Genomic DNA, 23446 nt, shown 5'->3' with positions numbered 1-23446 from the left:
GGCTGTTGTTTGTTCAGCTTATTCATCATAAAAAACTATATTCTATTACCGGGGAATGCTCTGGACTTCCTGGGCTCATCTCAGGGCTGCATCCCGGTGACACGCGCGACCAACCCATCCATCGCCGCCAGGTGCTGCGCCAGGTCGAGATGGGCGGCCGCGAAGTCCCGCGCCGCGGCCCGCAACCTCTCCGCCAAGGCGGCATCGGCCAGCATGCGCGTCACCGCCTCAGCCAAGGCCGCTGCGTCGTGAAAGGGCACTAGCAGCCCGTTCTGTTCATGGGTGATGAATTCGCGCACCGGTTCGGTGTCACTGCCGATGATGGCGCAACCGGTGGCCAAGGCCTCCCGCAGCGACCATGACGCGACGAATGGGTAGGTCAGATAGACATGTGCGGCCGAGACCTGCAGCAGCCGCCGATACTCCCCATATTCAAGATGCCCGGCGAAGAAGACCCGCCGCAGATCGAGCCTGGGGCCGACTTCGGCGAGGAAATGCGCCTTCCAACTGCCCGACGGGCAGGCGGCGCCATAGGAGACACCATCGCTGCCCACCAGCACCACATCCAGATCGGGCGTGGCGGCGAGGATCGCCGGCAGCGCGCGCAGCATGACATGAAAGCCGCGATAGGGTTCCAGATTGCGCGCAACGAAGGTGAGCAGGCGGCGCCCCGAACTGGCCCGCCAGCGCCGCCGCGCGGCGGGCAGGGCGAAACTCGCAGCGCGATCGGGGCGGAACATCTCCAAAGCCGCGCCCTCGGGGATCATCTCGATCTTGTCCTGCGCCCAGGCCGGATAGGTGGCGCGCTGGAAATAGGTGGGGGTTTGGCCGATGGTCGTGGCCTCCAGCCCCAGCAGATTGATCGCGTTCTTCACCCGCACCTGGGCGCGCTTTTCCGGCGCCATGGGGAATTCCGGGTCGAAATCCACATCCAGCCCATGGCTCTGATAGAAGAATTCAAAATAGGCGATGGAGGGCGTCTGCGGCCATATATCGCGCATATGCAGCATTTCGCCCCAGCCATTATGGCCGATGATGACATCGGGCCGCATGCCCATGCCGGCCAGTTGCAGGGCCCGGTCATGGGCGCTGCGAGCGCGGATCATCCCCGACTCAAAATCCACCGCATCGGGATGAATCCCAGGGGTGGAGGCGGCCTGCGGCAGATAATTTACCTTGCGCAGGCCCGGTATCTCATTGCCATTGGGTGCCGTCAGAAAAAACACCTCATGCCCGCCGCGGGCCAGCAGGTGGCGCAGGTAATGCACATATTGGCCCGGGCAGTTTTGATGGACGAAGAGGAAGCGCATTCTGCTCCGGCACGTGTTGCGCCCGCGCCAGCGCAGGCTTGGGCAGCGCCACCGCCTATTGCGGCAGACGCTGGCGCATCGTCATGATGGCACCATGCAGTCTTATTCACTTAAATCTTTATAATTTACAACCCAGGAATGCAAATTTCGCTAAGATTAACGAAATTCAGACCTGCAAATAGGTCGCCTGCACCGCCGGATCGGCACGGAATTCCTCCACGCTGCCGCGCCAGGCGATCGCACCACGGTCAATCACCGCGACGGAGGTGGCCACACCCAGGCAGAATCGGCTGTTCTGCTCGGCCAGGATGATGGTGGTGCCCAATTGCCGAAGGCGCAGAATAAGATGGCCAATCTCGCGCACAATCAGCGGTGCCAGCCCCTCCGAGGGTTCATCGAGCAGCAGCACCGAGGGGTTGCCCATCAGGGAGCGGGCAATGGTGAGCATCTGCTGCTCACCCCCCGAGAGGCGCCCGGCCATGCGGTTGCGCAGCGGTGCGAGCATGGGGAATATCTCAAAGGCGCGGGCGCGATTCCATTCCCGCCCGCCCAGGCCGGCGCGCTCGCCAATCTCGAGGTTCTCCTCCACCGTGTGCTCGGGGAAGACCTGCCGATCCTCCGGCACGAAGGCGATGCCGGCACGGGCGATGCGATAGGGTTTCTGGCCCGCCACATCCACCCCGCGCACCATAACCCGCCCGGCACGCGGCGGCAGAATGCCGGCAATGGCCTTGAAGGTGGTGCTCTTGCCCGCGCCATTGCGGCCCATCAGCGCCAGCGTCTCGCCCCGCTCGACTGAAAGGCTGACGCCAAACAACACCTGGCTCGCGCCATAGGCTGCGTCGAGGCCCTCCACCAAAAGTTCGCTCACAGCGCGTGCTCCTCGCCCAGATAGGCCTCGATCACGGCGGGGTTGCGGCGAATCTCATCCGGCGTGCCCTCGGCCAGCACGGCGCCATAGCGCAGCACCCGCACGCTCTGGCTGATCTTGAAGACGATATCCATGTCATGCTCGATGAAGACCAGGGTGAGCCCGCGCGCCAGCCACAGCCCATGCACCCGCTCGATCATCCGCCAGCGCTCATCGGGGCCCATGCCGGCGGTGGGTTCGTCCAGAAGCAGCACCTTGGGGTCGAGCGCCAGGGCGAGGGCGATGTCGAGCAATTTCTGGTCGCCATGCGAAAGATGGCGGGATTCGGTGCCGGCCAGATGGGCGAGGCCGCAAAGCTCCATCACCTCATCGGCGCGCTCGGCCACATCGCGCGGCGGAAAGCTTCGGGCCAGCGAGGCGGTGCGGCCGGCATGGGCCATCAATGCCGCAGCCAGCGCATCGCGCACCACAAAGCTTGGAAACAGATTGGCCACCTGAAAGGCGCGGCCAATACCGCGGCGTACAATCTCAGTGCGATCCAGCCCGGTGATGGCGCTGCCATCGAGCAACACCTCGCCACCGCTCACCGGCAGCTTGCCGGTGATGAGGTGAAACAGCGTGGTCTTGCCCGCGCCATTGGGGCCGATAATCGCCGAGAGCGTGCCAGGTTCGAAGCGCAGGCTGACATCATTGGTGGCGACCACGCCGCCGAAATTCTTGCGCAGCTGGCGCAGTTCGAGCAGGCCGCCGCTCATGGGACGCCTCGGCTATTGCCGCGCGCCGGCGGCAGGCCGCCATAGCTGGCGAAGGAGCCGGCGGTGAGCCAGCCCGCATCCACCGGCAGGTTCACCCCGGTGATGCTGCGCGCCGCATCTGACGCCAGGAAGCACACCGCCTCGGCGATATCCTCAGGCGTGACCATGCGGCCCAAGGCGCTGGTGGCCTCAAGCAGCGAGGGGTCACGCTCGCCGGCATCAATCGCCGCACCCAGTGCCGGGGTGAGGGTAAAGCCGGGCGAGACGGCATTCACCCGCACGCCCGAGCGGCCCCATTCGGCGGCCAGGCTTTGCGTCATGGCAATCACCGCCGCCTTGGCCGGCGCATAGGCATGCAGCGGCATGGCCCGCATGCCAGCAATGGAGGCGATGGTGACAATGCTGCCCGCCCCGCGCCGGGCCATGCGGGTGCCAAAGGCCACGGCGGAGTTCCAGGTGCCGATCTGGTCGATATCGATGACGCGGCGGACCTCTTCCTCCGGCAGGTCCTCGGCGCGCAGCGGCCGCTGGATCACGCCGGCGGAGGTGACCAGGATCTCCACCGGGCCGAGCGTGGTTTCAATCTCGGCCGCCGCAGCCTCATTCGCCGCCTGGGTGGCAACATCGAGGGTGATGGCAATGCCGCCGATCTCCCGCGCCAGCGCCGCCGCACGCGGTCCATCGCGATCGGCCACCACAACCCGATGGCCGCGCGCAGCAAGCATGCGGGCGCAGGCGGCGCCAATGCCGCTCGCGCCGCCGGTGACCACGGCGATCATCATGGCGCGGCCCTGCGGCGTGCCGCGCGCCATTCCATCACAAAATCCAGCAGCCCCTTTCGCAGCCCCAGCGTGATGATCAGCAGGATGGTGCCCATGAAGAGGCCGTGATGCTCGGTCAGCGCCGTGATCCAGTCATTGAGGAGGAGGAAAATCGCGGTGCCGACCAGCGGCCCCAGAAAGACCTGGATGCCGCCCAGCATGATCATGAAAATCGCCTCGCCCGAGGTGGTCCAAAAGGCGAAGGTGGGGAAGGCACCGGAGACATAAAGGCTCATCAACACACCCGAGAGGCCGGCAAAGGCGCCGGCGATGACAAAGGCGGCCAGCCGATAACGATAAACCGAAAGCCCCAGAAACCCGGCACGATCCGGGTTGTCGCGCAGCATGCGCAATGCCGCACCAAAGGGCGAGCGGATGATCTGCCGCAGCAGCACCACCGAGAGCAGCAGGCAGAACATGCCAAACCCGGCCAGATGCGCCGGCTTGGCCAGTTCAATGCCCCAAAAGGCTGGCTTCGGGATGCCGCCCATCAGCCCCTGGTCGCCGCCGGTCAGCCCGATCCAGGAAAGGATCAGCGAATGCAGCAGCATCTGAAAGGCCAGGGTGAGGAAGGCGAAATAAATCTCCGAAAGCCGCACGCAAAGCGCCCCCACCACCAGCGCCAGCAGCGCGGTTGCCAAAATGGCGACGGCGATGGCGGCGGGGATGGACCAGCCGCCGCTTTGCATCAGCAACCCAAAGGAATAGGCCCCCATACCGAAATAGGCGGCATGGCCGAAGGAGACGAGGCCGGTCGTGCCGATCAGCAAATTCAGCGACATGGCCAGCAGGCCAAAAATCGCAAAACGGATGGCGAAATCAAGCAGGCCCGATGAGCCCAGCCCGGTGAATTCCAGCCCCAGAAAGCCGGCCAATATCACGCCCGCCAGCAGAATATCCCGCGCCATCACGACCCCCGCCTCCCGCCCAGCCCACTGGGCCGAAGGATGAGCACCAGCGCCATGATGATGAACATCGCCCCCTCGACAAAGAGCGGAAAGCCAATCGAACCAAAGGAACGGGTGAAGCCCAAAATCAGCGAGGCCGCCAAAGCGCCACCAATACTGCCCATGCCGCCAATCACCGTCACGATGAAGCTCTCGATGAGGATGGAAACCCCAGCCCCGGCCACCACCGAGCGGATCGGCGCCGACAGCGCCCCCGCCGCCCCCGCCAGCCCCGCACCAATGGCGAAGACCGAGGCATAAACCAAGGTGGTATTGATCCCCAGCGCGCCGACCATGCCAGGGTTAATGGCCGCCGCGCGCACGATGCGGCCAAAGCGGGTGCGCCCCATGCCAAAGGCCAGCACGGCCGCGATCACCGCGGTGATGGCGAAGAGAATGGCATAGAAATACGGCACCACCCCGCCGGCAATGATAAAGGGCGGGTGACGCAGCGAATCCGGCACACCCATCGAGCGGAAATCCGCCCCCCAGATGATTTTGACCGCATCATCAAGGATGAGAATGATGCCGTAGCAAACCAGCAACTGCATCAGCACATCCTGGCCGTAAATCCGGCTGAGCAGGAAGCGCTCAAACACCAGCCCGAGCAGCGCCGCGCCCACAATGCCCGCCAGCACGGCCACGGCGAAGCTCTCAGTCACGCCATAGGCGGCAAGGGCGAAATACGCGCCCATCATGTAGAAACTGCCATGGGCGAAATTCACCAAGCCCAGCACGCCGAAGATCAGCGTGAGGCCGGAGGCCACCAGAAACAGCAGCATGCCAATGGTCAGCCCCGCCGCACTTTGCGTCACCAGGCAGGAGAGCGAGGTGACGCATTCGGCCAGTTCAGTCAGTTCCATGTGTTGGCGTCAGTTCCAGCCCTTGTTGCGTTTCCATTCCGCCTCCAGGCGGAAAATATCGGCCCAGTTGGAGGGCTGCATGTTTTCCACAAAGGGGTCCGCCGGGATGGTCACGCCCCAGCCGATGGCATAGCCCACCAGCGTCTGGTCCTCGGCGCGCATGGTCACATGGCCATCGGCGCCGAAGGGGCTTGCGATGCGCATGCCGGCCAGCTTGGCCGCCACCGCGCGGGGCGTGGTGCCGCCCGCATCGCGCATGGCCTTGCCCAGCAGCCGCACGGCGGTGGCCGACTGCCAGGACCAATTGGTCGGGAAGGTATTGAAGCGCCGGTTATACTCGGTGGCGAAATCGAGATTGCCGGGCACGTTCGGGAAATTCTTCAGGTAGCGATTGCCCGAATGCACCCCGCGCGGCAGGTTCCGGATCTGCTGCAAGGTCGTGTAATCAGCCATATTCACCGCGAAGAAGGCGGAATTGGCGAAGAGGCCAAACAGCGAGGCCTGTTCCACAAAGGTCACCAGATCGCCCGCCCAGAGGCAGGAATAAATCGCCTGCGGGCGACCTTGGCTGAGGCGGGTGATGTTCTCGGTATAGTCGGGCTGGAACAGGCGCGGCCAGGTATCGCCCACCACCTGCACCTCGGAATGGAAATACTTGAGGTATTCAACGAATTCCGCGGTCGTGTCGCGGCCATAGGCATAATCGGGCGCAACGGTCATCCAGCGGCGCAGGTTTCTCGCGCGCGCGACCTTGGAGGCATAGTCGCCGCCGGCGATGGAATCGTGAATGCCCTGGCGTGCCACGCGAAACGCGTTCCAGAAACGCTGGCGCGGGTCGGCGGTCAGCGATGAGGTTTCGGAATTGACGTGCAGTGTCAGCGTGCCGGTCTCGCGCACCACCTCATGCACCGCAAAGCCACCCGAGGAGGCCTCGGCATCGAGAAGGAATTCGCAGCCCTCGCTGCTGATCATCTCGCGCGCCAGGCGGGCCGCCTCGGCCGGGGTGCCGCGGCTGTCGCGCACCACGAGTTCAATCGGCCGGCCATCGAGCCCACCTTCGGCATTGAACCGGTCCACCTCGATCTGCATCGCATTGCGCGATGAGATGCCAAGCTGCGCCACGCGGCCCGACAGAATGGTCGGCACGCCCACCTTGATGGGCTGGCGGGGCTGGGTGAAGCCCAGCCGGGGGAAACCGGTGATGGCAGCGGCACCCGCAAGCGCGGCGCGGCGTGGCAATGTGAAGGACATGGTCGTCTCCCTGGCATTCTTCGTTTATAGACTTGACTAGACCCTAGTTTGGCGGCGGAAGCGCTGTCAAATCCCACTCACCTTGTGCCGAAAATCCGGTCCCCCGCATCGCCCAGACCGGGTACGATATAGCCATGCGCGTCGAGATGGCTGTCGGTCGCGGCGGTCCAGATAGGCACTTCGGGGTGACGCGTATGGAAATGCGCAATGCCCTCTGGCGCTGCGAGCAGGCAGACCATGCGAATGGCCCGGCAGCCGCGCGCCTTCAGCAGATCCACCGCGGCCACCGCCGAATTGGCCGTGGCCAGCATGGGGTCGAGCACAATGACCAGCCGCTCAGCCACATCGGGCGGCGCCTTGAAGTAATATTCCACGGCCTGCAGCGTGGCGGGGTCTCGATACAGCCCAATATGGGCGACGCGCGCGGCCGGCACCAACTCCAGCATACCATCCAAAAACCCCACCCCGGCGCGCAGTATGGGGGCGAAGACCAGCTTCTTGCCGGCCAGGATGGGCGAAGCCATGCGTGTCAGCGGTGTCTCGATCTCGGTCATCTCCAAGGCCAGGTCCCGCGTCACCTCATAGGCCAGCAGCATGGAGATCTCGTTCACCAGGCGACGAAAGCCCTGGGTGGAACGCTCCACCTGGCGCAGCAGGGTCAGCTTGTGCTGCACCAGAGGGTGGCTGATGACATGGACATTCGGCATCTGGGTGATCCCTGAGGTGGTCGATCGTGAGAGCGGGCGGCTGACGATAACACCGCCGTTCAATTGGGCTTCAACCGCCCCGCCACATCCGCCCGGATACTCTCCAGCAGGCTTATGGTCTCGCGCGCCTTCACCACCAGCCCCAGCCCATGCGGGTCCGCCCCCATGCCACCGCGCAGCGTGCCCAGCAGGCCAAAGCGGCTGCGTTGGGCGAAGGCCTCGGGCGTCCGGCTGCCCCGTGCGCCCACCTGTTGCAGCAGCACCGGCGCGCCGGACATGCCCGGCAGCATGCGCGCACTCACCACGAATTCCGGTTGGCCATTATAGTCCAGCAGCGGATGGCTGGCGGTGCTGCCGGCCAGCAGCAGCGGCAGGTTGTTGCACTCATCCCAGAGTTTGTCCGGCGCGCCGATCACCGCAACACTCTCCTGCATATCCAACTCCTCCCAACGATCCTCAGGGAAGAAGGCGCCCTCATCCAGCCATTGGCTGAAGAGTTGCCGCCCCGGATTGGCCTCCTGCCAGGTCGTGATCGCCCGCGCATGCAGCAAGGCTGCCAGATCCACCCCAGGCTTGGGGTGCAGGACGATGTTCAGCGTCTCCCCCTCCATCCGCAGGATGGCGCTTTCCCGCAGCGGCCCCTCGGGCCCGGCAAGGTGGAAGCGCGAAGTCACCGCGCTCGCCTGTGCCAGCGCATTGCGGGTGGTGATGATGGCGGGCAGGCTGCGCTCCGCATTCACCGGCACCTGGCAGCAATAGCCGGTGGCCAGGCGAATGCCGGCTTGTGTGGTCACCTCCAGGCGCTTCACCGCGTGCAGCAGGCGCTCGGTGATGGTGATGGGGGGAAAGGGCATGGTCGGAAGATGGGTCGCTTTGCCGCCACTGTCAGCCCGGTGGGGGAGGCATTCGCGCAAGCATGGCCACCGCATGCTCGCGCGGCAGAAAATAGAACACGAAGATGTAATCCTCGATATGCTCAAACACCGACGGGTTCGGGCTGGCCTTGGGCAGGCGCTGCCGGTCGAGGCTGGCCATGGGCCGCCATTCACCGCCCTGCTGCCAGAAACCCTCATAGCCCAGCCCATCGAGGAAGGCTGGCACCGCATGGGTCGAACCCGCCCTATGGCGCTCTTCGATCTCAACCGAGAGCACCGGCCGGCAGTGGGTGAGGGTTTCCCGCGCCCCGCGCAGCACCTCGTATTCGGCGCCTTCTGCATCGAGCTTCACATGGGTGAGGTCGCTCAGCCCCAGGCTGTCCAGGGTGAGGACGGTCACGCTGTGGCGCTGCTCCTCCACCCCCTCATGCTGGGCGTAACCCTTGGCGATGCTGGCCCATTGCTCCTGCGCCACGCCCTTCACCACCGGCACGCTCAGGGTGATCTCGCCCGGAGCATCGCCCAGCGCCGCGCGGCGCAGCGTTACATGCGGCGGGCAGGGGGCGAGGGCTGCCTCCAGCCGGGCATAGGCGCTGGGCAATGGCTCGAAAGCCAGCACCCGGCTGCCCGGCAGGGCCGCAAAGGGAAGGGTGAAGGCGCCATCATGCGCACCCACATCCAATAACAGCCCCGGGCGGTAGAGCGCGCGGTGAAAGCCCAATTCATCCATGGCCGATACTCCTGCCTGTCCAGATACGGCAGCGGGAGGGCTTCAGGAAGGGCGTTTGACCATCGGCATGATCACCCGATTGACCAAGGGAATGACCGCCAAGCCTAGCAGCAGGCCCAGCATCCCAGCCAGCACCGCCCCCACCAGCCACTCCACCAGGGCCTGGCCCGCCGGCAGCAGCCCCGCCGCGCCATGAGCCACATCATGCACGGCCCGGTAGAGCCAGCCCAGGCCGAATTCATCCAGCCCATGGATCACAATGCCGCCACCAACCCAAAGCATGGCCAGGGTGCCGATGATGGAGAGCAACTTCAGCAGCACCGGCATGCCCAGCACCATCAACCGACCCAGCGCCTGGCTGAGCGGGGCAACCAGCCTATCGCCCAGCGACGGCCCATTGCTGCTGCGCAAGATGCGGCTCAGCGGGCGCGCCTGCTGCGCCAGCGCCAGCCCCGCATCATCGGCCTTCACGATCAAGGCCACCGCGCCATAGACGGCACCGGTGATGCCCAGCCCCACGGCGAAAAGCACCGCAAATTGCATCCAGAACCCGCTATCGGGCACGGCGGCGAGGCTGATGGCCATGATCTCGGCCGAGAGGATGAAATCGGTCTTGATCGCGCCGGCGATTTTTTCCGCTTCCATGGCCTGAGGCTCCTGCTCACCCGCCGCCTCCGCCTCCTCGGCATGATGGTGCATGCCCAGCATTTCCAACGCCTTCTCCGCCCCCTCAAAGCAGAGAAAGGCGCCGCCCAGCACGAGCAGGGGCGTGATCAGCCATGGGGCAAGCGCGCTGAGCGCGAGGGCGCCCGGCAGCAGGATCAGCAGCTTGTTCTTCAGCGACCCCCAGGCGATGGCGGCCACGATGGGCAATTCCCGATGGGCGGCGAAGCCCACCACATAACGCGGCGTCACCGCTGCATCATCGATCACCACGCCTGCGGCCTTGGCGCCGGCCTTGGCCGCCTGCGCCGCGACATCATCGAGGGATGCAGCAGCCACCTTGGCGATGGCGGCGACATCGTCGAGGAGGGCGAGAAGACCGCTGCTCATAATCAGGCTTTCAAGCGATTACAAGGCGGCTTTAAGCATAGCATCGCGGGGCTGTGAAGCACGCTCGGCCCGCCCATGGCGGCGTCAGGCAAGATCCTGGATGGAACCGATGGAGGCCGCGATGGTGCGCTCCAATTGCCACGCCACCATTTCGGCCTGTTCGGGGGCCACCGCCTCGAAGCGAAGCTGGCTCCCCGGCAGCACCTGGCCCAGGCGGTGCAGATCCGCGGTGATGACGGTGGCGATTTTCGGATAACCGCCAGCAGTCTGCCGGTCGGGCATCAGCAGGATGGGCTGGCCATCACCTGGCACCTGCATGCAGCCGGTGTTATTGCCATCCGAGACGATTTCCTTGGCACCGGCATGCTCCAGCGGCGTGCCCTGCAGCCGAATGCCCAGCCGGTCGGCATTATGGGTGACCTGATAGGCCTCGCTCAGCAGCGTGCGGATCGCGGCTTCGGTGAACATCTCGGCATGCGGGCCTAGCAGCACCCGCAGCGGGCGGCTGCGCTCGGCCGGCACCGGGTGGGGCAGCAGCCGCTCCGGGCCAGCCGGCGCCTCGGCCAGAGCGAGCGGCAAAAGGTCACCTCCATCCAGGCGTCTGCCCTCGAAACCACCCAGCCCGGCGCGGGTATAGGTCGAGAGACTGCCCAGCACCGGCGCCAGGGCAAAGCCGCCCTGCACGCACAGATAAGCCGCGCCGCCACGAATGCGGCCAATATGCAATTCTTGCCCAGCGCGAGCGGTGTGGCTGCGCCAGGGCGCGAGCGGCTTCCCATCCAGCGTGGCCGTGCCATCCGCGCCGGTGATGCAAAACCGCAGCCGGGCACATTCCACCACCAGCCGCACCCCAACCCGGCACATCTCCAGCCCCGCCATGCCCTGCGCCTGGCCCAACAGCGCATTGCCCATCCGCAGCGAGAGCGTATCCAGCGCGCCCGAGGGCGGCACGCCAATGCGCTGATACCCCACCCGGCCGAGGTCCTGGATGGTGCTGAACAGCCCGGGATCGATGACGCGAAGGCTCATGCGCGGCAGGTCTCATGCGGCAGCAGCGTGCCATCGCCAAAGCCGGCCAGCAGCGCATCATATTCGGCGCGCGCCATGGCGCGATGGCGCACAATATCGCCGGGTGAGAGCAGGGAGGGCGCCTCCCAGCCCGGGTTGAACAGCGGCACCGGGCTGCGGCCCAGAATATTCCAGCCCCCCGGCGTGGCCTGGGGATAGATATTCGACATTTCGAGCGCGATGGCCACCGTGCCGGCCGGCACCAGGATGCGCGGCGGCACCCTCCGCGGCAGCACCAGCGCCGGGTCCAACCCGCCCAGATAGGGCAGGCCGGGAAAGCTGCCCACGGCGATGGCGGTATAGGTGGCGCCGATATGCCGGCGCACCACCTCCTCCATGCTCATGCCCTTGCTGGCTGCTACCTCGGCCAGGTCGAGGGCGAATTCCTCCTCGTAGCAGACCGGGATGAGCCATTGCCGGCCGATGATGGTGGTATCGGCCAGGTTTTCCGCCAGGCTCTCCAGCAAGGCGCGTAGCCGCCGGGCGGAAAGCCGCAGCGGGTCATGCAGCACCAGCAGCGAGCGTAGGCTGGGCATGGTCTCGATCAGCCCATCGGGGGCGGCAGCGTTCAGCGCCACATCCAGCGCGCGCACATCGGCCACCGCCCGCGGGTCGAGACGGTCAGAGAATTCCGCCAGCATGGCGCCGTCACCGGCCTGTCGAAGACGCATCATGCCATCAGGGTCGCCGCCCCGCGCGGGCTTGGCAAGCGCGGTGCGGCTTGCCAGGGTGGCCTCGGTTTTGAAGGAGACCCCGCCATGCCCATCGTGAACATCAATGCCGATATCGGTGAGAGCTTTGGCGCCTGGAAGATGGGCAATGATGCCGGTGTGATGCCGCTGATCAACAGCGCCAATATCGCCTGCGGCTTCCATGCCGGGGACCCCCTGGTGATGCGCAAAACCGTGGAACTGGCCATGGCGCATGGCGTGACGCTGGGCGCGCATCCGGGCTACCCCGATATTCAGGGCTTTGGCCGCCGGCCGATGCGGATGAACGCGGCTGAGATCGAGAACATGGTGGCCTATCAGATCGGTGCGCTGATGGGGGTGGCGGCAATGGTCGGTGGCAAGATCACCCATGTGAAGCCGCATGGCGCGCTGAACAATGTGGCCGCCAATGACGAAACCGTGGCCATGGCCATGGCGCGCGGCGTGAAGGGCGTCGATGCCAGCCTGATCTATGTCTGCCTCGCCCATAGCCAGATCGAGAAGACCGCCCGGGCGCTGGGCATGCGCCTCGCCGTCGAAGGTTTCATCGACCGCATGTATGACGAGGATGCGAACCTCACCGACCGCCGCAACCACGACGCCCTGCATCACGACCCCGCAGTGGCCGCGGCGCAGGCGGTGGCCATGGCGGTGGAGGGCGTGATTGTGACGCGTGAGGGCAAGCGCATCCCCACCGAAATCCACTCCATGTGCCTGCATGGCGATGAACCGACGGCCCAGGCCGTGGGCGGTGCTGCGCGTCAGGCGCTGATCGCGGCCGGGGTGGTGCTCAAGGGCTTGCCGGATATGGCGCTGTAAAACCGCCCGGCTGCGGTGGTGTCGGCCGCGCCCCGAAAGCGCTAGGAAGGGCCCGACCCAAGGAGTTTGGCATGACCCGCCCGCCGCTCACCTCGCTGCGCGTGCTGCTGCCGCATCTGCGGCCTTATCTGGGCCGGGCCATCGCCGCCTCCCTGGCACTGCTGGTGGCGGCGGGGTTACTGCTGGGCCTCGGCCAGGGCCTGCGCCAACTCATCGATCAGGGTTTCGGCAGTGCCAGCCCGGCCAGCCTGAACGGCGCGGCTTTGGCCATGTTCCTCATCGTTGCAGCGCTGGGCGCCTCCACCGCGCTGCGCTTCTACCTCGTCTCCTGGCTCGGCGAGCGGGTGGCAGGCGATCTGCGCCGCGCCGTGTTCAACCATGTCCTCAGCCTCTCACCGGCCTATTTCGAGACGGCGCGCACCGGCGATATCCTCTCCCGCCTCACCGCCGATATCGCCGTGCTGCAGGCGCTGGTGGGCACCGCCATTTCACAATCGCTGCGCAATATCCTGCTGGCCATTGGCGCGGCCTCGATGCTGGTCATCACCTCTGCCAAGCTGGCTGCCATCACCCTGGTGGTGGTGCCGGTGGTGGTGCTGCCGCTCATCCTCTTTGGCCGCCGGGAGCGCAAACTCTCCCGCTCGGCGCAGGAGCGGGTGGCCGATCTGGCCGCCACCGCCGAGGAGACGATCAATGGCCTGGCCACCGTGCAGGCCTTCACCCATGAGGCGGCGGATCGCGCGCGGTTCTCCGCCGAGGTGGAGCGCAGCGTGGGGGCGGCGCTGCGCCGCATCCTCTCGCGCGCCATTCTCATTCTGATCGTGATCCTGCTGGGCTTCGGTGCCATCACCTTCAGCCTCTGGGTGGGCGGGCGCGATGTGATCGCCGGGCGAATGACCGGCGGTGAACTCTCCGCCTTCGTGTTCTACGCCGTCCTTCTGGCCAGTTCGCTGGCGACGATTTCCGAGATCTGGGGCGAGATACAGCGCGCCGCCGCGGCGGCTGACCGCCTGCTCGAAATCCTGGCCACAAAACCCGAAATCGCTGCCCCCGCCAGCCCCGCCATCCTGCCGCCACCCCAGGGCCGCGTGGCGTTTGAGGGGGTAACCTTCCACTACCCCTCCCGCCCCGATACCCCAGCGCTGAGCGATATCACCCTGGCGCTGGAACCGGGTGAGACGGTGGCCCTGGTCGGCCCCTCCGGCGCGGGCAAGACCACGGTGCTGCAATTGCTGCTGCGCTTCCGCGACCCACAGGCCGGCCGCGTGCTGGTCGATGGCACCGACATCCGCCTGGTGGAGCCCCAGGCGCTGCGCGGCCGCCTGGGCCTGGTGGCGCAGGAGCCGATGATCTTCTCCGCCTCGGTGGCCGATAATATCCGCTATGGCCGGCCCGAGGCCGATGATGCCGCCGTGCTGGCGGCAGCCCGGGCTGCCGCGGCAGCCGATTTCATCGCAGCCCTACCAGAAGGAATGGCCACCCATCTCGGCGCCCGCGGCGTCACCCTCTCCGGCGGCCAACGCCAGCGCATCGCCATCGCCCGCGCCATCCTGCGCGACCCGCCCATCCTGCTGCTCGACGAGGCGACCAGCGCGCTCGATGCCGAGAGCGAGCAGGCGGTGCAACAGGCCCTGGCGGCCGCCGCGCGCGGCCGCACCACGCTGGTGGTGGCGCATCGCCTGGCCACGGTGCGCCGGGCCGACCGTATCCTGGTGATGGAGGCCGGCCGGATTGTCGCCACCGGCACGCATGATGCCCTGGTGCGGCAGGGCGGACTCTATGCCCGCCTCGCCGCGCTGCAATTCACCGAGCAATCCCTCGGCGCCTGACCAAAGCCTGGGCAACCCAGGGCCAGCCGGCTGCATGCGGCGCTGCTTGGTCGTCTGGCGCCCCGCCCGGATTCAGGCTGCAATCGCCCATCGCATAGGAGCTTGGGCATGTCTCAGCGACAAAAATTCCATCTCGGCTGGTTTCTTCAAGGCTCATCGGTGCAGGCCTGGGGCGAGCCCTTCACCGGCGCCATCGGCCGTGACTGGCGCTCAGCAGAATTCTTTGTCGATATCGCCCGCGCCCTGGAACGGGCACGCTTCGACTATCTGCTGATCGAGGACAGCTCCTATGTCGGCGAAAGCTACGGCAATAGCCGGGAGATCTACCTCACCGGCGGCCTCTCCACCCCGCGCCAGGACCCATCGGTGATGGCAACACTGATGGCAGCGCAGACATCGCGCCTGGGCATCGTGCCCACCCTCTCCACCTTCGCCTATCCGCCCTATCTGCTGGCCCGCCTGGTGGCCTCGCTGGATCAGATTTCCGCGGGGCGCATCGGCTGGAACATGGTGACCGGCAGCAGCGATTTCGCCGCGATGAATTACGGCATGCCCGGCATGCCCGACCACGACCTGCGCTATGACATGGCCGATGAATACATGGCCTGCGTGAATGCGCTGTGGGACAGTTGGGACCCGGATTCCATCATCGCCAATACCGAAACCGGCGTGCTGGTTGACCACACCAAGGTGCGCCAGGTGGATTTCGAGGGGCGCTGGTATAAATCGCGCGGGCCGCTGAATTCCGGGCCGCTGCCGCAGGGCCGGCCGGTCATCGCCCAGGCCGGCGGCTCCCCGCGCGGCAAGCGCTTCGCCGCGCTCCATGCCGATACCGTGGTGGCCTCGGTGAAGGGCACCGCCGGCATGAAGGCCTATCGTGACGAATTGCGCGCCCATGCCCTGGCCCAGGGGCGCAACCCCGATGACATCAAGGTGCTCTTCCTCGTCTCACCCACCATCGGCGAGACCGAGGAGGAGGCACGCCTGCGCCACGCCCAGAAAATGGCGCGCGCGGCCAAGCAGGTGCCGCAATTGCTGGCCTTCTTCGGCAAGATCACCAACATCAATTTCGCCGCCTATGACCTCGATACCCCGGTCAATGAACTCACCCTCACCACCAATGGCCACCAGCAGAGCCTCGATGATTTCAAGAAGGTGACCGGCAAGAAAACCCTGCGCGAGGCCATGCTCAGCTATCGCGGCAATAATGGCTCGGTCGAGTTGGTGGGCACGCCCGACAGCGTGGCGGCACGCATGGAGGAGGTGATGGCCGAGGTGGGCGGCGATGGCTTCCTCATCACCACCAATGACACCAGCCGGCGCATTATTGCCGAAATCACCGACGGCCTGATCCCGGCCCTGCAAGCCCGTGGCCTGACCCGCAAGGAATACGGCCATGCCCAGTTCCGCGACAATCTGCTGGAATTCTAAACTACATCCCGGCGAGTTCGCGGAACTCCGCCTCGCTCAACACCCGCACGCCCAACTCCGTGGCCTTCGCCGCCTTCGAGCCGGCATCCTCGCCCACCACCACGAAATCGGTTTTCTTCGACACCGATTTCGAGGTCTTGGCGCCGAGCTGCTCCGCCCGGGCCTGCGCCTCGTCACGCGTCATGGTGGAGAGGCTGCCGGTGAAGACCAGCGTTTTGCCGGCAAAGGGCCCGCCCTCGATCACCTGGGCATTCTCCGGCGTCACCTCGGCGAGAAGATCATCCAGCGCGGCCAGGTTCTTCGGCTCGGCAAAGAAATCCACCAACTCCTCGGCAATGGTCGGGCCAATACCCTGGATGCTGCCAAGCTCCTCACGCGCCTCGCTGCCAATGATGCGCGCCGCCCGCATGCGCTCGCGCCATTGCGCCACATCACCGTAATGCCGCGCCAGCAGCTTGGCATTGGCCTCACCAATGCGGCGGATGCCCAGCGCAAAGATAAAACGCTCAAGCGCAGGCCGGCGGCGCGCCTCCACCGCGGCGAGCAGCTTGGTGACCGAGGTCTCCCCCCAGCCCTCCAGCGCCGAGAGTTCGGCCCGCCGCGCGCCCAGGCGAAACAAATCAGCCGGCGAGACCACCCACCCACGCTCATGCATCAAAGCAAGGCGTTCATCGCCCATGCCCTCAATATCCAGCGCGCGGCGGCTGCAAAAATGCTTCAGCCGCTCCACCGTCTGCGCCGGGCAGATCAGCCCCCCGGTACAACGGCGCACCACATCATCGCCCACGCGCACCGCATGGCTGCCACAGGCCGGGCAGAGGTTCGGAAAGACGAAAGCGGCGCCCCGCCCCGGCCGATCGGCATCCACCACCGAAACAATTTGTGGAATAACATCGCCCGCCCGCTGCAGCACCACCCGGTCCCCCGGGCGCACATCCTTTCGCGCAATCTCATCCTCATTGTGCAAGGTGGCGTGGGCCACCGAAACGCCGCCCACCATCACCGGCTCCATCACCGCGCGCGGCGTCAGCGCCCCGGTGCGTCCCACCTGGATGTCGATGCGCAGCAAGGTGGTGGTGGCCTGTTCGGCCGGAAATTTCCAGGCAATGGCCCAGCGCGGCGCCCGGCCGACAAAACCCAGCCGCGCCTGCCAATCCAGCCGGTCGAGCTTATAGACCACACCATCGATCTCATAGGCGAGGGCGGGTCTTTCACTGGCCATGCGGGCCTGAAATTCCGCAGCCTCAGCGGCATTGAACACGCTGCTCAGCGGGTTCACCGAAAAACCCCAGCCGCGCAGCGTCTCCAGCCAGCCATGATGCGTCTCGGCCGGCGGTTCGGACGCCTCGCCCATCGCATAGGCAAAGAGTTTCAGCGGCCGCTGCGCGGTGATGGCCGCATCAAGCTGCCGCAGCGACCCAGCCGCCGCATTGCGCGGATTGACCGGCACGCTCACAGCGGGCCCAAGCTTCTCGCCAGCATCACGCCGCCGCTCGCGCTCGGCCAAGGCCGCTTCCTGTGCCGCGCGATAGGCCAGAAAATCCGCCCGGGTCATAAAAACCTCGCCGCGAATTTCGATTCGGGCAGGGAAGGGCGCCTTCAACCGCAGCGGCAGGTCCGACAGGGTGCGAAGGTTGGCAGTAATATCCTCACCCACCGCGCCATCGCCACGCGTGCCGCCCCGGGTAAACCGCCCATTCTCATAAAGCAGATTGACTGAGAGACCATCGATCTTCGGCTCCCCCACAATCGCCATTGGCTCGTCCTCCGGTAGGGCGAGGAAGCGGCGGATACGGGCGCAGAACTCGACAAAATCCTCAGGCGAGAACGCATTATCCAGGCTGAGCATGGGCACGCCATGGCTGAAGGCCGAAAAACCCTCTACCGCTCCGGCCCCCACCCGTTGGGAGGGGCTGTCCTCGCGGATCAACGCCGGGAAGAGCGCCTCCAATTCGCGGTTGCGGCGCACCAGCGCGTCATACTCGGCATCGGAAATTTCGGGCGCGTCACGCTGGTGATAGGCCGCGTCATGGCGTGCGATCTCGGCCGCGAGGCGCGCCAACTCGGCGGCGGCTTCGGCCTCGGTCATGGCCTGCCGGCCAATAGGCTGGCGGCGGCCGCACGGGCAGCCTCGGTCACGGTTTCGCCGGCCAGCATCCGGGCGATCTCCTCTTGTCTTTCATCGCCGCGCAGCTTCTCCACCCGGGTTTCCGCCCGCCCGGCGGCAAAGCCCTTGGCCACCCGCCAGTGATGCGCCCCACGCGCCGCCACCTGGGGCGAATGCGTCACCACCAGCACCTGCAGCCCCTCGGCCACTCGGGCCAGCCGCTCGCCCACCGCCGCCGCCGTCGCGCCGCCAATGCCGGCATCCACCTCATCAAAGACGAGCGTGGGCACCGGCGAGCCGGCGGCGAGAATCACCTTCAGCGCCAGCATCAACCGCGACAATTCGCCACCACTCGCCACCCGCTCCAGCGCCCCCGGCGCCTGGCCGGGATTGGTGGAGACCAGCAGGGCAACGCGGTCCATCCCCTCAGCATTCCAGCCCGCCTCGTCGCGCGCCGTCACCTCCACCACCACCCGGGCACGGTCGAGCTTGAGCGGCGGCAATTCCTGCGCCAGGGCTTTTTCCAGCCGCGTGGCGGCGGCGCGCCGCGCGGTGCTCAGCGCCTCCCCGGCGCTGCGATAGGCGCTGCGCGCAGCGGCGCAATCACGCTCGAGCGCCGCCACCCGGCCGGTATCGGCATCGAGTGCGGCCAGCCGGCCGCGCAGCAGGGCGAGATGGGCCGCCAATTCGGCCACCGCCACACCGTGTTTGCGCGCGGCGGCGCGCAGGCCAAATAGCCGGTCCTCCAGCGATTCCAGCCGGCGCGGGTCCGGCGCGGCATCGGCCATCACCCGCTCCAACATCTGCTCTGCCTCGGCCAGCGCGTCCTGTGCCACGCCGAGCGCGGCCAGGATGGGCTGCGCCGTATCGCCCAGCGATGGCACCCGCTCCAGCGCCCGCGCGGCGGCGCGCAAGGCGCTGCCGGGGCTGCCCGAGCGGCGGTCCCGCGGCTGCAATTCGGCCAGTGACGCCGCAATCGCCTCGGCGCGGCGCTCGCCCTGCTGCAAATGCTGCCGCTCTTGGCTAAGCCGCTCCTCCTCGCCCTCTTTCGGCGAGAGGCTGGTCAATTCCTCCACGGCATGGCGGAGAAAATCCTCATCGCGCATCGCCGCCGCCACCGCCTCACGCGCCGCTGCCAGGCTCGATTCGGCGCCGCGCCATTGCCGGAAGGCCGCCGCCACCGCCGCCCGCAGCCCGCCCAAGCCACCAAATGCGTCCAACAGCGCGGGATGCCCGGCTGGGTCGGAGAGGCCCACCTGGTCATTCTGCCCCTGCACCTCAACCAGCGTGGCCGCCAGCCGCCGCAGCAGCGCCACCCCCACCGGCTGGTCATTGACGAAGGCACGGGATTTGCCATCGGCCTGCACCACCCGGCGCAGCACCAGCTCATCCTCAATCTCGAGTCCCTGTTCCGCCAGCAGGTCAAAAATCGGGTGGCGCTCAGGCGGCTGGAACACCGCGGTCACACTGGCCTGCTTCTGCCCCGCCCGCACCAGCCCCTGCTCGGCCCGCATGCCCAGCGCGAGGCCCAGACTATCAAGCAGAATGGATTTGCCCGCACCGGTCTCGCCGGTGAGCACCGACAGCCCAGGGCCGAAGGGCAGGTCCAGCCGCTCGATCAGCACCACATCGCGGATGGCGAGCGATGCCAGCACGCGCGGCTCAGAACACCCGGGCGATGGTACGGCGGAAGAAGCCGGGTGCCGCCGGCGAACCGGGCGCGCCCTCCACCAACAGGGCGTAGCTATCCTGGTACCAGGCATTGCCGGGGAAATTATGGCCGAGCACCGAGGCGGTGCGGCGGGCCTCATCCGTCAGACCGAGCGAGAGATAAATCTCGGTGAGGCGATGCAGCGCCTCGGGCACGTGGTTGGTGGTCTGATAATCCTCAATCACCCGGCGGAAGCGGCCAATGGCGGCATTGAGCAGGCGCTGGCGCTGATAGAAGCGGCCAATCACCATCTCGCGCCCGGCCAGGTGGTCACGGCCCAGGTCGATCTTCAGCCGCGCATCACGGGCATAGGCGGTGTCGGGGAAGCGGTTGGCCACATCCTGCAGCGCGGCCATGGCGGTCTCGGTCGCGCGCTGGTCGCGCTGGGCGTCGTTGATCTGCTCGTAAAAGCTCAGCGCCCGCAGGTAATAGGCATAGGCGATGTCGCGATGCGCCGGATGAAGTTGGATGAAGCGGTCAAGCGCTGCAATCGCCTCGACATAGCGGTTGCGCTGATAATCGCCATAAGCCGCCATGATTTTGGCGTTGGTGGCCCAGGTCGAATAGGGATGGTCGCGCTCCAACTGGTCAAAAAGCTCCACCGCCTGGGGGTAGCGGCGCTGTTGCAGCGCCTCAACGCCAGCGGCGTAAAGCCCTTCGGGCGTGCGGTCGACCGTGGCACTGGGCCGGGCCCGGCTGGTGGACAGGCCGGCAAAAGAGCCATCCCATTGCGTCAGGCCGCTACAGCCGGAGAGCAGGGCAAGGGCGGCCAGGAGGGGGAGGATGCGCGTCATGGCCCCCCTATACCACAGCCGGCGCGGGGTGCCACAAGGGTACCAGCACGCCGATCACGCGGTCGGGCGGGGCAGGCGGCGCAACAGCAGCAGGCTTGCCAGCAGCACACAAATCCACATGCCGCTCAGCGCCGCCGCGCTGCCTATCACATCCGCCGCCAGCCCAACCGCGAGCGGCACCAGCGCGAATCCGGTATGGGCGACGACGAAAAACCCGGCCGTGGCGCGCGGCCGCTCCTGCGCCGCCGCCGCCGTGGCCGCGGCCAACCCCCCCAGATAGACCAGCCCATAAGCCGCCATGCCGGCCAGCGGCGCGCCCAGCAGCAGCAGCCACATCGAGCCCAGTATGGCCCCGGCAAAGACCAGCCCCGCCCCTAGGGTGAGCAGCGGCAGGCCCAGCCGCATCGCCCGCCATGGCGGCATGGCGCGAAACGCCTGCTGGGCCAGGGTTCCGGCAAGAATCATCCCCGCCACCGCCCAGGCCCCGGCGCGGGCATGGCCCAGCGTGGCGAGCGTGGCTGGCACCGTGGTCAGCACCACACCCGTCACCCCCCAGCCCGGCAACATCGCCATGGTCGAGGCCAGGGTGCCGGGCGGAAAAAACGGCAGCCGCAGCGCTGCGCCGCGCGGCCCGGCATAGGTCTCCGGCAGCCGCGCCACGGCTGGCAGCAGCACCAGGAGCAGCGCCAAATGCGCCCAAAACACCACAGGCGGGCGCATCTCGGGCCAGAGCAGAAGATTGAGCAGGGTGAAAACCGGCCCGGCGCCAAAACTGCCCGCCGTGCCCATGGCGACCACCCGCGCACCCTGGCGGCTGGCGGCCTCAGTCGCAGCGCCCTGGCGTTCGGCCAATTCGGCGGCCCAGGCCCCGGCAGCATTGGAAATACACCCCATGGCGATGCCCTGCATGCAGCGCGCCAAGGCCAAGGGCCCCAGCCCCGGCCACAAGGCCAGCAAGAGCGTCGAGCCCCCGGCGAGAAGCAGCCCGATCAACACACAGGCCCGCCGGCCAATACGGTCCGGCAGCGGGCCCAGCAAAGGTGCGGTGAGAATGAGAATACCGGCATAGCAGGCAAAGGCCGCTGCCAGCATGCCCGTGCCACCCCCGCCGGCATATTCGACGTAGAGCGGCAGCGGCAGCGTGGTGGAGAGCCCCGCCGCAAAAACGGCGAGGCCCACCAGCCACATTACTTGCAGGCCGTGACCATGATCTCGACCAGGTGGCGCGGGCTGGCCATATTAGCCTCCACACAGGCGCGGGCGGGCTGGGCGCCGGCCGGCAGCCACTTCACCCACAGAACGTTCATCGCATCGCGGTCGCGAATATCCTTCAGCCAGATCTGGGCGGAGAGAATGCGGGTATTGTCCGTGCCATGCTCTTCGAGGGCGGCATCGATCTTGGCGATGACCTCGGCGGTTTGCCCGGCAATGTCTTTGTTCAGGTCATCGGCGGTGATGCCGGCGAGGAAGACAAAGCCGTGATATTCTACGGCGGTGGACAGAATGGCATTGGTGCCGCTGCGTTTGATATGGCTCATTTTTGGTGTCCTTTAGGGTTAGCGGGCAGTGCGGGCGGCCCTTGGAAGGGCTTTGCCCTCCCAAACCCACCCACCAAAGGCCGAAAGGCCTTTGGAAACCATGAGATGGAGTTGGGGAGGGAGGGGGCCGGGCAGCGCGCGCTCTGCCCGGCCCCCTCCCTCCCCAACTCAATTCCTCCACGGTCCAGGGCCGGGTCGGCCCTGGTGGGAGGGGTCTGGGGAGGGCAAAGCCCTTCCCAGGGTCACAAGCGCAATCAAGCCACCGCGTAAGCACTGCCCGAAGCCGCCGCCTGGATCATCGTCTCATAGACGCTAACGCCATGCACCGCCTCATCCAGCGGCAGCGGATAGGCCGGGCCGCCAGCCACCGCGGCGGCGAAAGCCTCCAACTCGGCATGCTCGATATCGGTCACGGGAAATGTCTGCGTCTCGGGCGCACCGTTGAGCGCGCAATAGGTCAGGTTTTCGTGGCCATGCAGCGCAACCCAGCCGGCCGTGCCGAAGAGGGCAACGCGCCAGAGCCTCGGTGCCAGCGCCAGCGTGGCAAAGGTGCAAGTGGCACCCGATTCCAGCATGGCGAGCATCGCCGTCGTATCATCGATGGTGGTCGAGACCTTGGCGTGGCTGAGCACCCGTACATCCCGGAAGGGACCGGCGAGATGGATGATCATATCCACCATATGGATGCCCATGCCGCCCATGCCGCCCAGCGGGCTCTCGGCCCGGTCGGCCCGCCACATGCCGGGCTTGTAGTTGAGCGCGCCAGGGCCGCTGAACTGGGCTTCAACATGCAGCAGCGTGCCGATCCGCCCATCGGCCAGCATCGCTTTCATCTCAGCAACCGCTGGCAGGAAGCGGCGATTATGCCCCAGCGCCATCACCACGCCAGCCTTCACGCAGGCGGCAACGGCCGCCTCGGCACTGGCCTTGGTCAGGGTGAAGGGTTTCTCAACAAAGACGTGCTTGCCGGCGGCGGCAGCCTGGATCACCTGCTCGGAATGGATGCCATGCGGGCTGGCCAGGGCCACGGCCTGCACCTGCGGGTCGGCCAGCACATCGGCATAGCTGGCGTGCAGGCGAATGCCCTTCTCCGCCGCATAGTCGCGCGCCTTGTCGAGCGTGCCGGTCGTGCCGGCGACGAAGCGAATACCGGCGCCATTGCGGCCCTGCACCGAATTCACCAGGGTGCGGCCCCAATTGCCCATGCCGATGATGGCGGTGTTCAGCATTCTTGGGGCCTCCTGTCGTGTTGCTTG

Annotated in this window: 22 protein-coding genes; 3 read left to right on the top strand and 19 right to left on the bottom strand. The window is 66.6% G+C overall.

Going from position 1 to position 23446, the window contains the following annotated elements:
- Positions 1-80: 80 nt before the first annotated feature.
- The 13 genes from ABWP84_RS02045 to ABWP84_RS01985 form a co-directional block, all read right to left on the bottom strand.
- Positions 81-1310: a glycosyltransferase gene (locus ABWP84_RS02045; RefSeq protein WP_353210327.1), complete on the bottom strand. Its 1230-nt coding sequence runs from the start codon at positions 1308-1310 to the stop codon at positions 81-83.
- A gap of 166 nt (positions 1311-1476) precedes the next feature.
- Complete coding sequence (locus ABWP84_RS02040) at positions 1477-2181, bottom strand: ABC transporter ATP-binding protein (protein WP_353210326.1); 705 nt, start codon at positions 2179-2181, stop codon at positions 1477-1479.
- Positions 2178-2936 (bottom strand): ABC transporter ATP-binding protein, encoded by a 759-nt coding sequence (locus ABWP84_RS02035; protein ID WP_353210325.1) that lies wholly within the window; start codon positions 2934-2936, stop codon positions 2178-2180. The genes ABWP84_RS02040 and ABWP84_RS02035 overlap by 4 nt, the downstream gene beginning before the upstream one ends.
- The gene (locus ABWP84_RS02030; RefSeq protein ID WP_353210324.1) at positions 2933-3748 is read right to left on the bottom strand and encodes an SDR family oxidoreductase; all 816 of its coding nucleotides are present in this window, start codon (positions 3746-3748) and stop codon (positions 2933-2935) included. The genes ABWP84_RS02035 and ABWP84_RS02030 overlap by 4 nt, the downstream gene beginning before the upstream one ends.
- Positions 3715-4665 carry a branched-chain amino acid ABC transporter permease gene (locus ABWP84_RS02025; protein WP_353210323.1) on the bottom strand — a complete coding sequence of 317 codons (951 nt, stop codon included), beginning with the start codon at positions 4663-4665 and terminating at the stop codon, positions 3715-3717. Before ABWP84_RS02025 ends, ABWP84_RS02030 begins: the two co-directional genes overlap by 34 nt.
- Positions 4665-5567, bottom strand: a complete 903-nt coding sequence (locus tag ABWP84_RS02020) for a branched-chain amino acid ABC transporter permease (RefSeq protein ID WP_353210322.1) — start codon at positions 5565-5567, stop codon at positions 4665-4667. Before ABWP84_RS02020 ends, ABWP84_RS02025 begins: the two co-directional genes overlap by 1 nt.
- A 9-nt stretch (positions 5568-5576) precedes the next feature.
- Complete coding sequence (locus ABWP84_RS02015) at positions 5577-6818, bottom strand: ABC transporter substrate-binding protein (RefSeq protein WP_353210321.1); 1242 nt, start codon at positions 6816-6818, stop codon at positions 5577-5579.
- 77 nt (positions 6819-6895) lie between these two features.
- A complete protein-coding gene (gene upp / locus ABWP84_RS02010) occupies positions 6896-7525 on the bottom strand; it encodes a uracil phosphoribosyltransferase (RefSeq protein ID WP_353210320.1) in 630 nt (209 codons plus the stop codon).
- A 59-nt stretch (positions 7526-7584) separates the two neighbouring features.
- Entirely contained in the window at positions 7585-8379 is a 795-nt protein-coding gene (locus ABWP84_RS02005) for a hypothetical protein (RefSeq protein WP_353210319.1), read from the bottom strand.
- 31 nt (positions 8380-8410) lie between these two features.
- Positions 8411-9130 (bottom strand): FkbM family methyltransferase, encoded by a 720-nt coding sequence (locus ABWP84_RS02000; RefSeq protein WP_353210318.1) that lies wholly within the window; start codon positions 9128-9130, stop codon positions 8411-8413.
- A gap of 42 nt (positions 9131-9172) precedes the next feature.
- Positions 9173-10183 (bottom strand): DUF808 domain-containing protein, encoded by a 1011-nt coding sequence (locus ABWP84_RS01995; protein WP_353210317.1) that lies wholly within the window; start codon positions 10181-10183, stop codon positions 9173-9175.
- A gap of 84 nt (positions 10184-10267) precedes the next feature.
- Positions 10268-11212, bottom strand: a complete 945-nt coding sequence (locus ABWP84_RS01990; RefSeq protein ID WP_353210316.1) for a biotin-dependent carboxyltransferase family protein — start codon at positions 11210-11212, stop codon at positions 10268-10270.
- A complete protein-coding gene (locus tag ABWP84_RS01985; RefSeq protein WP_353210315.1) occupies positions 11209-11925 on the bottom strand; it encodes an allophanate hydrolase subunit 1 in 717 nt (238 codons plus the stop codon). The genes ABWP84_RS01990 and ABWP84_RS01985 overlap by 4 nt, the downstream gene beginning before the upstream one ends.
- Before the next feature lie 84 nt (positions 11926-12009).
- Between ABWP84_RS01985 and ABWP84_RS01980 the strand changes: the two genes are divergently transcribed.
- The 3 genes from ABWP84_RS01980 to ABWP84_RS01970 all read left to right on the top strand — a co-directional run bounded on the left by ABWP84_RS01980 (position 12010) and on the right by ABWP84_RS01970 (position 16040).
- Positions 12010-12780: a 5-oxoprolinase subunit PxpA gene (locus tag ABWP84_RS01980; protein ID WP_353210314.1), complete on the top strand. Its 771-nt coding sequence runs from the start codon at positions 12010-12012 to the stop codon at positions 12778-12780.
- Between the two features lie 71 nt (positions 12781-12851).
- Positions 12852-14609, top strand: a complete 1758-nt coding sequence (locus ABWP84_RS01975) for an ABC transporter transmembrane domain-containing protein (protein WP_353210313.1) — start codon at positions 12852-12854, stop codon at positions 14607-14609.
- A gap of 108 nt (positions 14610-14717) precedes the next feature.
- The gene (locus tag ABWP84_RS01970; protein ID WP_353210312.1) at positions 14718-16040 is read left to right on the top strand and encodes an NtaA/DmoA family FMN-dependent monooxygenase; all 1323 of its coding nucleotides are present in this window, start codon (positions 14718-14720) and stop codon (positions 16038-16040) included.
- A gap of 1 nt (position 16041) precedes the next feature.
- Here the strand turns inward: ABWP84_RS01970 and ligA are convergent, their stop codons facing one another.
- The 6 genes from ligA to ABWP84_RS01940 form a co-directional block, all read right to left on the bottom strand.
- The gene (gene ligA / locus ABWP84_RS01965; RefSeq protein WP_353210311.1) at positions 16042-18129 is read right to left on the bottom strand and encodes an NAD-dependent DNA ligase LigA; all 2088 of its coding nucleotides are present in this window, start codon (positions 18127-18129) and stop codon (positions 16042-16044) included.
- Positions 18126-19802 carry a DNA repair protein RecN gene (gene recN, locus ABWP84_RS01960; protein WP_353210310.1) on the bottom strand — a complete coding sequence of 559 codons (1677 nt, stop codon included), beginning with the start codon at positions 19800-19802 and terminating at the stop codon, positions 18126-18128. Before recN ends, ligA begins: the two co-directional genes overlap by 4 nt.
- A gap of 7 nt (positions 19803-19809) precedes the next feature.
- A complete protein-coding gene (locus tag ABWP84_RS01955) occupies positions 19810-20652 on the bottom strand; it encodes an outer membrane protein assembly factor BamD (protein WP_353210309.1) in 843 nt (280 codons plus the stop codon).
- Between the two features lie 54 nt (positions 20653-20706).
- On the bottom strand, positions 20707-21840 hold the full coding sequence (locus ABWP84_RS01950; RefSeq protein ID WP_353210308.1) for an MFS transporter: 1134 nt from the start codon (positions 21838-21840) through the stop codon (positions 20707-20709).
- Entirely contained in the window at positions 21840-22190 is a 351-nt protein-coding gene (locus ABWP84_RS01945; protein WP_353210307.1) for a RidA family protein, read from the bottom strand. Before ABWP84_RS01945 ends, ABWP84_RS01950 begins: the two co-directional genes overlap by 1 nt.
- 254 nt (positions 22191-22444) lie before the next feature.
- Complete coding sequence (locus ABWP84_RS01940; RefSeq protein ID WP_353210306.1) at positions 22445-23419, bottom strand: Gfo/Idh/MocA family oxidoreductase; 975 nt, start codon at positions 23417-23419, stop codon at positions 22445-22447.
- Between the last annotated feature and the right edge of the window lie 27 nt (positions 23420-23446).

The organism is Rhodovarius sp. (assembly GCF_040399605.1).
GTDB lineage: Bacteria > Pseudomonadota > Alphaproteobacteria > Acetobacterales > Acetobacteraceae > Rhodovarius > Rhodovarius crocodyli_A.
This window is presented reverse-complemented; position numbering and strand designations above follow the sequence as displayed.

Coding starts and splice junctions, on each gene's coding strand:
- ABWP84_RS01990 (WP_353210316.1), bottom strand. CDS start 11,212: ATGAGCCTTCGCGTCATCGATCCCGGGCTGTTCAGCACCATCCAGGAC.
- ABWP84_RS02045 (WP_353210327.1), bottom strand. CDS start 1,310: ATGCGCTTCCTCTTCGTCCATCAAAACTGCCCGGGCCAATATGTGCAT.
- ABWP84_RS02000 (WP_353210318.1), bottom strand. CDS start 9,130: ATGGATGAATTGGGCTTTCACCGCGCGCTCTACCGCCCGGGGCTGTTA.
- ABWP84_RS01980 (WP_353210314.1), top strand. CDS start 12,010: ATGCCCATCGTGAACATCAATGCCGATATCGGTGAGAGCTTTGGCGCC.
- ABWP84_RS01975 (WP_353210313.1), top strand. CDS start 12,852: ATGACCCGCCCGCCGCTCACCTCGCTGCGCGTGCTGCTGCCGCATCTG.
- ABWP84_RS02020 (WP_353210322.1), bottom strand. CDS start 5,567: ATGGAACTGACTGAACTGGCCGAATGCGTCACCTCGCTCTCCTGCCTG.
- ABWP84_RS02005 (WP_353210319.1), bottom strand. CDS start 8,379: ATGCCCTTTCCCCCCATCACCATCACCGAGCGCCTGCTGCACGCGGTG.
- ABWP84_RS01945 (WP_353210307.1), bottom strand. CDS start 22,190: ATGAGCCATATCAAACGCAGCGGCACCAATGCCATTCTGTCCACCGCC.
- upp (WP_353210320.1), bottom strand. CDS start 7,525: ATGCCGAATGTCCATGTCATCAGCCACCCTCTGGTGCAGCACAAGCTG.
- ABWP84_RS01985 (WP_353210315.1), bottom strand. CDS start 11,925: ATGATGCGTCTTCGACAGGCCGGTGACGGCGCCATGCTGGCGGAATTC.
- ABWP84_RS01950 (WP_353210308.1), bottom strand. CDS start 21,840: ATGTGGCTGGTGGGCCTCGCCGTTTTTGCGGCGGGGCTCTCCACCACG.
- ABWP84_RS01940 (WP_353210306.1), bottom strand. CDS start 23,419: ATGCTGAACACCGCCATCATCGGCATGGGCAATTGGGGCCGCACCCTG.
- ABWP84_RS02035 (WP_353210325.1), bottom strand. CDS start 2,936: ATGAGCGGCGGCCTGCTCGAACTGCGCCAGCTGCGCAAGAATTTCGGC.
- ABWP84_RS02025 (WP_353210323.1), bottom strand. CDS start 4,665: ATGGCGCGGGATATTCTGCTGGCGGGCGTGATATTGGCCGGCTTTCTG.
- ABWP84_RS02030 (WP_353210324.1), bottom strand. CDS start 3,748: ATGGCGCGCGGCACGCCGCAGGGCCGCGCCATGATGATCGCCGTGGTC.
- ligA (WP_353210311.1), bottom strand. CDS start 18,129: ATGACCGAGGCCGAAGCCGCCGCCGAGTTGGCGCGCCTCGCGGCCGAG.
- ABWP84_RS01995 (WP_353210317.1), bottom strand. CDS start 10,183: ATGAGCAGCGGTCTTCTCGCCCTCCTCGACGATGTCGCCGCCATCGCC.
- ABWP84_RS01955 (WP_353210309.1), bottom strand. CDS start 20,652: ATGACGCGCATCCTCCCCCTCCTGGCCGCCCTTGCCCTGCTCTCCGGC.
- ABWP84_RS02015 (WP_353210321.1), bottom strand. CDS start 6,818: ATGTCCTTCACATTGCCACGCCGCGCCGCGCTTGCGGGTGCCGCTGCC.
- ABWP84_RS01970 (WP_353210312.1), top strand. CDS start 14,718: ATGTCTCAGCGACAAAAATTCCATCTCGGCTGGTTTCTTCAAGGCTCA.